The organism is Gordonia sp. 135 (assembly GCF_009720185.1).
Classification (GTDB): domain Bacteria; phylum Actinomycetota; class Actinomycetes; order Mycobacteriales; family Mycobacteriaceae; genus Gordonia; species Gordonia alkanivorans.
The window spans coordinates 949119-962090 of record NZ_CP046257.1 but is presented as its reverse complement, the minus strand read 5'-3'; the positions used below and the strand labels follow the sequence as shown (position 1 = coordinate 962090).

Below are 12972 nucleotides of genomic sequence, written 5' to 3'. Positions count from 1 at the left end.
TCCTGCCCTCGCGTCGAGGGCTGCAGTTCTTTCTCTGCTAGGGAGAGTTGACGAGTTCGCCCGCTCCCAGCTCCAGCAGTTCGGCGGCAAGATCTTTACCAAGTTGGACGGCACGATCGACCGGACCCACCGCCGAAGCGCGGATCACATCGGATCCGTCCTCGGCCGCCACCGCCGCACGAAGCGACAGTTCGGCGAAGATGCGCCCGTCCTCGTCGATCGATTCGACCACCTCGGCGATCGCTCCGACCGGCGCAGTACACCCGGCCTCCAGGGCCGCGAGTACTGCCCGCTCGGCATCGATGGCCGCCCGGGTGGACTTGTCGTCCAACTCGGCGAGTATTCTCACCAGTTCGGCATCGTCTGAGCGGCACTCCACAGCGAGAGCACCCTGCGCCGGAGCCGGCAGCATGACGACCGGATCGAGCGCTTCGGAGACCACTTCGGTCCGTCCGATCCGCACGAGGCCGGCGCGGGCGACCACGACTGCGTCGAGTTCGCCGCTGGCGACTTTGCCCAACCGAGAATCTAGGTTGCCTCTTAGGGGGCGGATTTCCAAACCGAGACCCAATGCCTTAAGCTGTGCCGCCCGCCGGGGGGCCGAGGTGCCGATCACCGATCCCGGCGGCAATTCCCCGAGCACCAGATCGTCCCGGCTGACCAGCGCGTCTCGCGGGTCCACGCGGGTCGGGACGGCCGCGATCGTCAGGTCGTCCTCGGGGGCCGTGGGGAGATCCTTGTAGGAGTGCACGGCGACGTCGACCTCGTCGTCGCGGAGCGCGACGCGGATGGCGGTGGTGAAGACGCCGACGCCGATCTCGGCGACCGGTGCGGCCGAGGCGTCACCGGCGGTCTTGATGATCACCAGTTCGGCCGGGTGGCCGGCGGCGGTGAGTGCATCGGCGATCGTCTGGGATTGGGTGGTGGCCAGTAGCGAACCCCGCGTACCGATACGGATCGGCGCGGTCCGGGTTTCACTCATCGGTCACCCTGCTCGCCGGTCGCGTCGGTGGTCCCCAGTCGATCGGGCGCCGAAACCGACTCGGCCGCACCTGGTTTGAGTTCGAACAATTCGCGCAGGGCCTCCGCGTAGTGATCGCCGTTGGGCGTCGACGCCAGCTGCTTCACCCTCACCGTCGGTGCGTGCAACAGCTTGTCGACGACGCGGCGGACGGTCTTGGCGACCTCGTCGCGCTGGTTGTTCTCGAGGTCCGGGAGCCGGGTCTCGAGGCGCAGGATCTCGGCTTCGACGACATCGGCGGCGCGCTGGCGGAGAGCGGCGACGGTCGGGGTGACCTCGGCCTGGCGCTGGTGGGTCAGGTAGTCGGCGAGCTCGGCGGCGACGATGGACCGGGCCGCGAGGGTGTCGTTCTCCGCGGCCTGGGTCTCGGAGTGGCCGCGCAGACCCTCGATGTCGACGACGTGCACGCCGGGCAGGCGGGCCGCGGCCGGATCGACGTTCCGCGGGAGTCCGAGGTCGCAGATGACCATCGGGGTCGACTCGCCGTTGCGGTTTCGCTCGGCGAGAGCCGAATGCACCGCACCCACGCTCACCACGGAGCCGATCGAGCCGGTACAGCTGACCACGACGTCGGCGGCGGCCATCGCGGCCGGCAGGTCGTCGAGTCCCACCCCGTGCACGGTGATCCCGTGGTTGGCGGCGATGTTGTCGGCCAGGTGGCGGGCGTTCTCGACCGTGCGGTTGACCACGGACATCTCCGTGACGCCCTCACGGGCCAGCTGGGCGGTCGCGAGGCCACCCATGGCGCCGGCGCCGACCACCACCGCGGTGCGCAGCCGGTGCGCCCCGGTCGCGGGGTCGGTGAGGAGGGACTTGGCGCGGTGCAGGGCCACGGACACGACCGATGCGCCGGCACGGTCGATGCCGGTCTCGGTGTGCACCCGCTTGCCCACGCGCAATGCCTGCTGCGCGAGCTCGTGCAGGACGCGGCCGGCCGAGTCGTTGGCGTCCGCGCTCAGGTAGGCGTTGCGGATCTGGCCGAGGATCTGCTGCTCGCCGACGACGAGCGAGTCGAGACCGGCGGCGACGGTGAAGAGATGTTCGACGGCGGCCTCGGAGTAGCGCACGTAGGCGTGCCGGGTCATCTCGTTGACGGTCATGCCGGAGTGGTCGCCGAGAACCTCGCCGACCGCCTCGAGGGCCGGGTGGAAGGCGTCGACGACCGCGTAGATCTCGACGCGATTGCATGTCGAGACGACCATGGCCTCGGAGATCGCCCGTGACGACAGCAACTCGTCGACCAGCTTCGGACGGTCGTGGTCGGAGACCGTCAACCTCTCCAGCACCTCGACGGGCGCACTGCGGTGCGACACCCCGAACAACAGAACACTCACGCTGTCACCGTTTCTTCACCCATTGCTTTTCCGTGGCGTCCGTCGGCCGCCTTCACCTCGCGAGGCGCACCGACGTCGCTGCGTGAGGAGATCTTGAGGTCGTTCCGTGGGGCCTGTGCACTGCCACGAGAGGCCTGGAACGTCAACACCTGTAGCTCCAAGGCTAGATCAACTTGTCTGACGACGACATCCGCCTCCGTCGTCAGCGCCACCGGGGTGACGTTGAGCACTTGCCGCACACCTGCCCCGACGAAGGCGTCGAAGGCCGGCCGGGCGTCGTCGTCGGCGGTGGCCACGACCCCGATCTCCACCGCGGGCTCGACCTCGGCGCAGACCGCCGCGATGTCGGTGAGCGGGGCGATCCGCGGGCCGCCGACCTCCAGCGATGTGCCCGTGAGAGCCGGATCGGCGTCGAACATCGCGGCCACCCGGAAGCCGCGACCGAAGCCGGTGTGGGCGAGCAGAGCGCGTCCGAGCTGGCCGGCCCCGGCCAGTGCGACCGTGTGGATGCTGTCGGTGTGCAAGGTCATCGAGATGCGCGCGGTGAGACGACCGACGTCATATCCGACGCCGCGGACGCCGTTCGCGGCGACATAGGAGAGGTCCTTGCGGAGGATGGCGGGGTTCACCCCGGCCGCGGTGGCCAGTTCGCCGCTGGAGGCCACCAGGACGCCGCGCTGGCTGAAAGAGCGCAGGACGTGCAGATATGTGGCCAGCCGGGCCACTGTGGGAGCCGGGATGTCGGTGGCCACCGTGGCGGCGGGCGGCGGCAGCGCAGACGCGGGAGGGTCGGCGTCGCCGGACTTCTGACGATCGGCGCCCACGCTCACCTCCACTCCCCTACGCACAGCACGATCCATCGAGGATATAACCCTCTGTGAATCTCTTCACATGGACCCTCATGATTCGCGGAGCTGTGTTAAGCACCACCGTTTCTCCGCGATGGCGGATCGGGGCCGGACCGCCGGTTCAGCCCTGACGCGTGAGGTCGGCACGCAGCCGGGGCTCGTCGACCTCCCAGTAGCTGTGCTCGTCACCCTCGAGCAACACCACCGGCAGCCGGTCCCCGAACTCCGCACGGATCTCGGGACGGCCGTCGGCCGCGGCCCGGTCGACGTCGACCTCGGTGAACTCCACCCCCAGCTCGCCACAGATCCGCGTCAGGTCACGACGGGCGGTCGCGCACATCTGGCATCCCTCACGGGTCAGCAGTTCCACGGTCATGAGGTCCATACTCGCAGCGCTCCGCTCCCCCGCCGACGCGACCCCGGCCCGGTGACGAGAACCACGGCCCGGGCGCGCCGCAACGGCCCCGCGGCGACGCTGATCGTCGTGGGTGGCCGCTAGGCTGGACCGCGCAGGCAGTGCTGGCGCCAGACGCGACGTGGGAGGTGGGCAGTGGGCAACACCCCGGGCCCGGGAGACGAACGACCCGACAACTCGTCCGACACCCCTGTGCCCGGCGCATCCAGTCCCGAAACCCCCGCGGCGCGAAGCTCCGCACCGGCCGACTCCGGCGCCACCCCGCTCGACACCGGCGACGACTGGGAGTCGCAGGCAGCACGCATCGAGTTCGACGACGACTTCGACGAGGACGCCGAACTCCACGACATCGCCGCCGACGACGAGACCCACCGGGTCACCACGTGGATCTCCCAGCGGGCCAGCGCGGCGACCGGCCGTTTCCGCCAGACCGCCCACGAACTCCGTCAGACCCTCGCCGGCGAGGCGAGCGCGAAAGCCGCCGTCGACTCGCTCCGGCTGCGCGAACCGTCCGACATCGAGCCCGGCGAACCCCCGCGCGATCTGACCGCGGCCGCCTTCTTCGACGTCGACAACACCCTCGTCCAGGGCGCGTCGATCGTGCACTTCGCTCGAGGCCTCGCCGCCCGCAAGTACTTCACCTACGGCGACATCATGGATTTCGCGTGGACCCAGGCCAAGTTCCGGATCACCGGCAAGGAAAACGCCCGCGACGTCGCCGAGGGCAGGGAGAAGGCGCTCTCGTTCATCGCCGGACGCCAGACCTCGGAGCTCGCCGAACTCGGCGAGGAGATCTTCGACGACTACATCGCGGACAAGATCTGGCCGGGCACGCGCGCTCTCGCGCAACGCCACCTCGACGCCGGTCAGCAGGTGTGGCTGGTGACCGCGACGCCGGTCGAACTCGCGCAGACCATCGCCGACCGTCTCGGACTCACGGGTGCGTTGGGCACGGTCGCCGAAAGCGTCGACGGCGTGTTCACCGGGCGTCTCGTCGGCGACATCCTGCACGGGCCCGGCAAGGCCCACGCGGTGCGCGCACTCGCCATCCGTGAGGGCCTCAACCTCAAACGCTGTACCGCGTACTCGGATTCGCACAACGACGTCCCGATGCTGTCGCTCGTGGGCAAGGCCGTCGCCATCAACCCCGACACCGACCTGCGCGACGTCGCCAAGGTCCGCGGATGGGAGATGTACGACTTCCGGACAGCGCGCAAGGCGGCGAAGTACGGTGCCGGTACCGCCATCGTGCTGGGCGCCGCCGGCGGCGGTGCCGCGGCCGCCGCACGGCTCCTACGACACCGCTGACCCCGGCGCCTCGTCGCGACATCGGTGACCGCCCGGAGAGACCCCATCCCGGAGAGGACCACCATGACGGACGAGACCCTCACCGATCCCGGACCCGGAGCAGGCGCGACCGCCACACCCGATCCGCTGCGCACGATCGAGCAGCGCGTGCTCTGGCTGTCGACGTCGATGATCCACCACGCCAACCGGGTTCGGCCGAACCCGTCGGGCCTGAAGGTCGGCGGGCACCAGGCGTCGTGCGCCTCGATGGTGTCGATCATGACGTCGCTGTGGTTCTCGCAACTGCGGCCGGGTGATCGGGTCTCGGTCAAACCCCATGCGTCACCGGTCCTGCACGGCATCAACTACCTGCTCGGCGGTCTCGACGAGTCGTATCTGACGACGCTGCGGCAGTTCGGCGGACTCCAGTCGTATCCGAGCCGCACGAAAGACCCCGACGCGGTGGACTATTCGACCGGGTCGGTGGGAATCGGTGCGACCGCGCCCATCTGGGGTGCGGTGGCACGCCGCTATCTCGACACGACGGTCGGCGGCCCCGATGCGGTTGCCGCCGACCGGCGTTCGCCCACGGTGCTCGCCCGGCAGTACTCGCTCGTCGGCGACGCCGAACTGGACGAGGGCGCGGTCTGGGAGGCGATCCTCGACCCCTCCGTGGCCGAGCTCGGCGAGATCGTCTGGATCGTCGACCTCAACCGGCAGTCCCTGGACCGGGTCGTCCCCAACATCGCCGCCGGACGCCTGGAGGCCATGTTCGCCGCCGCCGGGTGGCAGGTGATCATGGTGAAGTTCGGCCGGCTGCTGGAGGATCTGTTCGCGCGGACGGGCGGGTCCGCGCTGCGTTCGCGCATCCTCGACATGCCCAACCCCGAATATCAACGCCTGCTGCGGTGCGACGCCGGCGAGGTCCGCGAACGCCTGCCGGGATCGGGTCCCGACTCGGACGCCGTCGCCGCGCTCATCGCCGAGGTCGACGACGAGACCCTCCTCGAGGCCATCCGCAACCTCGGTGGCCACGACCTCGACGCCCTGGTCGGCGCCTACGAGCAGATCGACGACACCCGTCCGACGGTCATCCTCGCCTACACCATCAAGGGCAACGGACTGCCGATCGAGGGCCACCCGCAGAACCACTCGTCGCTGCTCACCGTCGAACAGTACGACGAGCTGGCGGCGTCGCTTGGGCTCGACCCGAGCCATCCGTGGGGACGGTTCGACGAGGACACCGACGAGGGCCGGCTGTGTGCCGCGACGGCCGAGCGACTTCGGCGCGAACCCGTCGCGCCCACGGCACCGCCCGCGGTCCCGACCGACACCGGGAAGACACCGTCGGGAACGTCGACAACGCAAGCCGCACTGGGCCGTACGCTCCTCGCCCTGTCCCGGGAGGCTCCCGAGGCCTCCGCCCGGGTCGTCACCGTGAGCCCCGACGTCAGCTCGACGACCAATCTCGCCGGCTGGCTGAACAAGGTCGGGGTGTGGTCGCCGAACGAACGCCGCGACTGGTTCGCCGACGACGCGGAGACGATCATGCACTGGCGGGAACGACCGACCGGCCAGCACATGGAACTCGGTATCGCCGAGACGAACCTGGCCGGACTGATCGGCGAGCTCGGCGCCACCTGGAGTCGTTGGGGCGAACCGCTGTTCCCGATCGGCGTGCTCTACGACCCGTTCGTGGAGCGCACACTCGAGCCGTGGTCCTACGGCATCTACGCCGGCGGCCAGTCGATCCTGGTGGGTACCCCGTCCGGCGTCACGCTGGCAGCGGAAGGCGGAGCGCACCAATCGATCACGACACCGTCGATCGGCCTGGAACAACCCGGGTGCGTCAGCTACGAACCTGCCTTCGCGATCGACGTCGAGTGGACGCTGCTGGCGTGCATCGGCCGGCTCGGACGCCCCGACGGGACCTCGTCGTACCTGCGGCTGTCGACGCGGCCGGTCGACCAGCGACTCGCCGCGGTCCCCGACGACCCGGCCGCCCGTGAACGCCGCCGCCGTCAGGTGGTGGCCGGCGGATACCTGTTGCGTCGCAGCGAATCCCCGCAGGTCACGCTGGTCGGGATGGGTGCGGTCAGCACGGAGACACTGGCCGCCGCCGACCGCCTGGCGGATCAGGGCGTCGCCGCCGACGTCGTCTGCGTGACGAGCCCCGGACTGATCTTCGAGGCGCTACAGGCCCGACGCGGGCTCGCCGAGGCCGCGTCGTGGATTCTCGACCAGGTGTTCCCGCCCGGGCGCGCGGCACCGATGGTCACCGTCCTCGACGGACATCCGCACACCCTCGCCTTCCTGACCGGCATCAACAACGTGCCGGGTGCGGCGCTCGGGGTCAGCCGGTTCGGTCAGGTCGGCTCGCTCGAGGACGTGTATCGCCTCCACGGCATCGACGCCGATTCGATCGTCCGCGCCGCCCTCGACCTCGCGACCTGATCCTGTTCAGAGCGAGGCAACCTCACTCATCGGGTCGATCAGCACCTTCGCGTGGTGGGCGGCCGACCCGAGCGCATCGAACGCCGGCGCGACCCCTTCGAGTCCGACCGTCGCAGTGATCATCGGCGCGACGTCGACCTTGCCCGCGGCGATCATCTGCAGCGTCTCGTGGAATTCGGCCGGGTCGTAGACGAACACGAATCGCAGTTCGATCTCCTTGTTGAGCGCCATCGCCGGGCGGAATGTGTCCGGTTCCATGCACACACCGACCACGACGACACGTGAGCGGAACGGGGCGTTGGACACGATGTGCTCGATCATGCCGGGGGTGCCCACGCATTCGAAGATCACCGGCCCCTTCGGCGTCGCGCCGAGCCGATCGGCGATCCGGAACAGGGAGTTCCACGGGGCCAACGGAATTCGACGCAGGGTGTGCATGGCATCGAATGCGGTGCCGAGCAGGTCCTGCGCGGCGGTGACGTATTTCCCCTCCTGCGCACACCGGTCGAACGGCGACTCCACGGCCGGGTCGACGACGATGTCGGCGCCGACGCGGCCGGCCAGCGCCCGGCGTCCCTCGGACAGGTCGCTCGCGATCACGGTGCGCACGCCCGACGCCTTGAGCATGGCGATGACCGCGAGGCCGATGGGCCCGCACCCGATCACCACGGCGACATCGCGCCGGCCGACCTCGCCGCGTCGGACCGCGTGATGGGCGACGGAAAGGGGTTCGGTGAGGGCGGCGTGGTCGACCGACAGCCCGTCGGGGATCTCGAAGGTCATGTCCTCCGACACCAGCACGAACTGCGCGTAGGCGCCCGGGGCCGACGCCGTCAGGCCGGTCAGGTGCGCCTCGTCGCCGTGGCGGATCATCGGCACCGCCACCACCGGCGTCCCCGGCGCCCACAGCTTGCGGCATCCGGGACCGTAGGACACCACCTCGCCGGCGAACTCGTGACCCATGACGACCGACTGGTCGGACCGCATGAACGCGTCGTAACCGACCTCGCCGGACACATCGGCGGTCGCATCGCAGTGCACGCGGGCGTGGAGGTCGGAACCGCAGATGCCCGCCCGCAGAACACGCAGGAGAACCTGCCCGGTTTCCGGTACGGGGGTGGGGACGTCCTGGACGGTCAGCTCACCGGCTCGACACACGACTGCACGCATGCCTCAATGGGTAGCAGCCGACGGGCGCTGCGTCAGCTGAAATGCGGGGTCAGCCGAAATGCGGGGTCAGCCGAAGTAGACACTTCCGCGGCGGCTCAGCATCCGGAACAGGGTCTGCTGAATCTCTTCGCGTACATGGTCGGTGAGGTCGAAGACCACCATCGGGTCGTCCGCCGACGACTCGTCGTAGGAACCGGTCTCGATCGGGCGGCCGAAGTGGATGTGCCACTTCGACGGCAACGGCACCATGCCCAGGGGCCCGAGCCACGGGAACAGTGGCGTGATCGGGAAGTACGGCAGGCCGAGCACCTTGGCGAGCGGCTTGAGGTCGGCGAGCATCGGATAGATCTCCTCCGAGCCCACGATCGACACCGGGATGATCGGCGCCGCGTTGCGCAGCGCGGTCGTCACGAAGCCGCCCCGGCCGAACCGTTGCAGCTTGTACCGGTCCTTGTAGAGCTTGCCGATGCCCTTGAACCCTTCCGGCCATACGGCGGTGAGTTCACCGGCGCGCAGGAGTCGGTCGGCGTCGTTGTTGCAGGCGAGCGTCGCGCCGATACGCCGCGCGACCTCGCTGATGCCCGGTGAGTCGAAGGCCATGTCGGCGGCGAGGACACGTAGATACCGATTGTCGGGATGGTTGTCGCGGACGGCCAGCGAGGTGATGATCGCGTCGACCGGAATGGTGCCGGCGTGGTTGGCAACGAGCAGCGCACCGCCCTCGAGGGGCAGATTCTCGATACCGGTGACCTCGACGCGGAACCACTTCTCGTAGACCTGGCGGAGCGCCGGAAACCACACCGATTCGGTGAAATGGGGGTCGAATCCGAACTCGTCGACCTCGTACTCGCCCGCCATCCGTTCGCGGATGAAACCCGCGGTGGAGGTCAGGGTGTCGGCGACGGCGTTCCGGATGCCCCCGAGACCGAACAGCGGGCTCGACTTGGACGGGCCGCGGTGCTCGACACCGAGCGCCTCATCCGACAGCGCGATCTCGTTGCTGATCGGGGTCACCCGCGCGGGCGGACGGCCGAATCCATCGGTGTTGGGATGGCCGAGCATCGAATCACCTTGCATGACACCGGTATTCGTGCGCTGTCCCGGAACCTGCTGGCTCGGATGTCGACGGCGCCCCGAATCACGTGCACCGCGGCGATCCGCAGAGGCGTCCGGACCCGACGGTGACGCGTAGAGCTGTATGACCTTGGCGGTACGTGCATCCGTCGCTCCGCTACCTGGCAAGGCGCTCACCCCTTGTTCCTGTCCCGTGGATCGTCCGTGTCGGTGAACCCCCCGCTCGACGTCTGAACCGGGGTGCCTGAACTACTGGCCGTCGTTCCGTCACAAGCCATCCCCCCAGACCGGCAGACGTAACGCTGCGTCGTCGATGACATGAAACGAGAACCCGGGAACGACCCGCGATCTCCCCGTGTGATCGTCAGCATGTTCCCGAAGTCTCACCCGTCGCCCGCGGTGGAGTGACTCCCCCGCGCGCGATGTGGGTCTGGCGACCAAGTCTAGAGGTTGCACCGACGTTGCGCACGTCGACGGCCACACCTCGCACCAATCTCATCCACAACTCACTGGAGTTGATGTGCGGCCGAGACGACACGCTGCTCCAGAGCCCGCCAGACGTCGGTCCCGATCACCGGCGTCACGCCGCTGCGTTTCACGAAGTCATCCAGGGTTTCCATGGTCGTGTACCGCGGCACGAAACCCAACTCGGTGCGCATCCTGGTGGTGTCCAGCACCCTGCCGTAGGTGAGGAACTCGGTCTGCGAGGAACGGAGCTTCGCCGAGCGCAGGTCCTGGAACACTCCGGCGATCGGCGCGAGGAGACCACTCGGCACCGGCAGTTCGACGTGCCCGACCCGCCGGATGGCCTGCGACAACGTCACCACACCCTCACCGGAGAGGTTGAACGTGCCGGGCTTGCCGGCGAGGGTCACGTGCTCCATCGCCGCGAGTGCGTCCTCCTCGTGGAGGAACTGCAGGCGCGGCTGGTATCCGATGACCGTCGGGACGACCGGCGCCGACAGGTACGAACCCATGCGCGTGGTGATCCGCGGTCCGAGCATCGCCTGTGGGCGCACGATCGTGATGTCGATGTCCGGGCGGCGGCGTCCGAGTCCGCGGACGTAGCCCTCGACGTCGAGGAGGTCGCGGCCGTAACCCCGCTTGGGCTCGCGGCGTGCGCGGGTCTCCTCGGAGAAGTGCGACGGGTCGTGTGCACTGGAGCCGTAGACCATCCCGGTCGACCGAAGTACGAGCCGCTTCACCGACGGCGTCCGCTGGCAGGCCGCACAGACCTGCATCGCGCCGACGACGTTGAACTCCTTGATGGCCGCCGAGTGCGGGGCGGTGTCGGCGATCGACGTCGCGGCGTGGACCACCGTGTCGACCTCGTACGACACCAGCGCCTTTGCGATGGTGGGTCGCCGGATGTCCAGACGCAGGAACTCTGCACGCCCCATCCGGCGCAGGAGGTCCTTGCGCGGCACCCGGGAGTCCACGGCCAGCACACGTTCGATCTGCGGATTGGCCGCGAGCCTTGCGACAAGGTACCCGCCGAGAAAAGTCGACGCCCCGGTCACCAGGACGACCCGGGGCAGCACTGCGGAGGATTCGGCCATGGCGTCGAGGCTAACGTCATCGGCCCGTTTCAGCCCGTCGAGGGCCCCGGATCGGGTCCTTCAAACAGCAAAAGGACCCGCCGAGGCGGGTCCTGGTGCCATGAGAGTGCTTATTTGCCGAGTTTGCGGCGCTGCACCCGGGTTCGACGCAGCAGCTTGCGGTGCTTCTTCTTCGACATGCGCTTGCGGCGCTTCTTGATCACTGAACCCATGGGGGCGCTTCCTCACGATTGACACTGATGTACTTGACCGACCCTGGCCTGCACTCGATCGGCTTCGTCAGTGGTCGTCGACTGGCGTCGACTACCCGGCTCGAGGAGCTCACCGGTACATCCAGGTACGCGACCACTGAGCCTACCGGGCGGTGTATCGGATCGGGAAATCGCGGTGGCCGAAATGACCACCGGGACGGTCTGCCGGCCCGGGTGGACACCCGCACCAGACACAGCACTCCCGGGGCGGCCGTGCGGCCACCCTCGGGAGTGCTGGGTAGAACTGCTGATCGGCGCGTCAGCCGAGACCGAACCTAGCCGGCGTCGAAGTACGACGTCTCCAGGTAGTCGTGCACCGCTTTCGCGTGCACACGGAACGAGCGTCCGACCCGAACCGCGGGCAGTTCGCCGTTGTGGACGAGACGGTAAACGGTCATCTTCGAAACGCGCATCAGCGACGCAACTTCGGCGACGGTGAGGAACTGCGACGCAGAGGTCGCGTTGCTCACCGAGGCCGCCCTGTCACCAGGAGTGTCTGCAGGTGCCATTGATCACTCATACCTCCGGTGCACGCGTCGCGGCCGCAGGCTTCCCCTCCTGCGGACATCAGACACGCACGTGCTTAAAGCAGCTTAGCGTGGCAGATGTGAAAAAAGCGACGTGAGGGACCGTGATTTCTGAGATTCCTGGGACTCGACCCCAACATGCTGGGGTTTAGCGGCCTGTCGACCACAACTCATGGGGTGTCGGACACCGCGTGTCCCGCCGCCAAACCCTCGACTTCCACTCGACGTCCGCCGCGGGCGCTGGCGGCCGCACAGGCGCGTGTGGCCTGGTAGACGGCGTGCCGCAGGCCGTTCGCCTCGAATTCCCGGATCGCCTCCGCGGTCGTGCCGCCCGGTGAGGTCACCGCGGCCCGCAGATCGACCGGTGACATCCCGGAATCACTCAGCAGGACCCCGGCGCCACGGATGGTCTGGATCGTCATCTCCGACGCCTGTGCGCGGGTCAGACCCAGACCGACGCCGGCGTCGATCATCGCCTCGGCGAGCAGGAAGACGTAGGCGGGACCGGACCCGGACACGGCGGTGACCGCGTCCATCTGCTTCTCGGGCACCACGGCCACCCGGCCGACGGTCTTGAGGATGTTGACGACGGCGCGCAGCTGCTCATCGCCGACGTAGCGTCCGGCTGACACCGCGGACATCGCCTCGTTGACCAGCATCGGCGTGTTCGGCATGACGCGGATGACCGGCGAACCCGCCTGTAGCGCACTCTCGTAGCGGGCCAGCGGGATGCCGGCGACGAGGGTCACGGTCACGCGCTCGGTCTGCGCGTTGTCCTCGGCCGAGGCCAGCTCCCGCAGCACCGAGTCGACGGCATCCGGCTTGACGGCGAGGAACACGTACTGCGCGGATTCGGCGGCCGTCTTCACGTCGGTCACCAGGACCCCGTATTCGTCGGCGATCTCGGACGCGCGGGATTCGAGCTTCTCCGCGACGACGAGATCCTTCGTCGGGGTTCCGGCGCCGATCAGGCCGGCCAGGAGCGCCTCCCCGATCTTGCCTCCACCGATGATGGCGATGCGTTCGGTCACG

General features: G+C 68.7%; 12 protein-coding genes. 2 read left to right on the top strand and 10 right to left on the bottom strand.

Annotation, left to right across the window (positions count from 1 at the left end):
- Window positions 1–37: 37 nt before the first annotated feature.
- The 4 genes from hemC to GKZ92_RS04430 form a co-directional block, all read right to left on the bottom strand.
- Window positions 38–982, bottom strand: coding sequence for a hydroxymethylbilane synthase (hemC, locus tag GKZ92_RS04445; protein ID WP_006358540.1), 945 nt, complete (start codon window positions 980–982; stop codon window positions 38–40).
- A complete protein-coding gene (locus GKZ92_RS04440) occupies window positions 979–2355 on the bottom strand; it encodes a glutamyl-tRNA reductase (RefSeq protein WP_155225024.1) in 1377 nt (458 codons plus the stop codon). Before GKZ92_RS04440 ends, hemC begins: the two co-directional genes overlap by 4 nt.
- Window positions 2352–3179 carry a redox-sensing transcriptional repressor Rex gene (locus tag GKZ92_RS04435; protein WP_006358538.1) on the bottom strand — a complete coding sequence of 276 codons (828 nt, stop codon included), beginning with the start codon at window positions 3177–3179 and terminating at the stop codon, window positions 2352–2354. The genes GKZ92_RS04440 and GKZ92_RS04435 overlap by 4 nt, the downstream gene beginning before the upstream one ends.
- Window positions 3180–3324: 145 nt before the next feature.
- Complete coding sequence (locus GKZ92_RS04430) at window positions 3325–3579, bottom strand: glutaredoxin family protein (protein WP_006358537.1); 255 nt, start codon at window positions 3577–3579, stop codon at window positions 3325–3327.
- Window positions 3580–3753: 174 nt separating this feature from the next.
- Here GKZ92_RS04430 and GKZ92_RS04425 point away from each other — a divergent pair, with 174 nt between their 5' ends.
- Together GKZ92_RS04425 and GKZ92_RS04420 are read left to right on the top strand one after the other, a co-directional pair.
- A complete protein-coding gene (locus GKZ92_RS04425; protein WP_006358536.1) occupies window positions 3754–4926 on the top strand; it encodes an HAD family hydrolase in 1173 nt (390 codons plus the stop codon).
- A gap of 63 nt (window positions 4927–4989) precedes the next feature.
- Window positions 4990–7359 (top strand): transketolase-like TK C-terminal-containing protein, encoded by a 2370-nt coding sequence (locus tag GKZ92_RS04420; RefSeq protein WP_006358535.1) that lies wholly within the window; start codon window positions 4990–4992, stop codon window positions 7357–7359.
- A gap of 6 nt (window positions 7360–7365) precedes the next feature.
- Here the strand turns inward: GKZ92_RS04420 and GKZ92_RS04415 are convergent, their stop codons facing one another.
- The 6 genes from GKZ92_RS04415 to proC form a co-directional block, all read right to left on the bottom strand.
- Window positions 7366–8529: a zinc-binding dehydrogenase gene (locus GKZ92_RS04415; protein ID WP_035751761.1), complete on the bottom strand. Its 1164-nt coding sequence runs from the start codon at window positions 8527–8529 to the stop codon at window positions 7366–7368.
- 66 nt (window positions 8530–8595) lie between these two features.
- Window positions 8596–9591, bottom strand: coding sequence for a lysophospholipid acyltransferase family protein (locus GKZ92_RS04410; protein ID WP_051405861.1), 996 nt, complete (start codon window positions 9589–9591; stop codon window positions 8596–8598).
- A gap of 518 nt (window positions 9592–10109) precedes the next feature.
- Window positions 10110–11162, bottom strand: a complete 1053-nt coding sequence (locus tag GKZ92_RS04405) for an NAD-dependent epimerase/dehydratase family protein (RefSeq protein WP_006358532.1) — start codon at window positions 11160–11162, stop codon at window positions 10110–10112.
- Window positions 11163–11272: 110 nt separating this feature from the next.
- Entirely contained in the window at window positions 11273–11374 is a 102-nt protein-coding gene (locus GKZ92_RS04400) for a 30S ribosomal protein bS22 (RefSeq protein ID WP_003402602.1), read from the bottom strand.
- 314 nt (window positions 11375–11688) lie between these two features.
- Complete coding sequence (locus GKZ92_RS04395) at window positions 11689–11922, bottom strand: helix-turn-helix domain-containing protein (RefSeq protein WP_006358531.1); 234 nt, start codon at window positions 11920–11922, stop codon at window positions 11689–11691.
- A gap of 188 nt (window positions 11923–12110) precedes the next feature.
- A complete protein-coding gene (gene proC / locus GKZ92_RS04390) occupies window positions 12111–12971 on the bottom strand; it encodes a pyrroline-5-carboxylate reductase (RefSeq protein ID WP_035751763.1) in 861 nt (286 codons plus the stop codon).
- Window position 12972 lies beyond the last annotated feature (1 nt).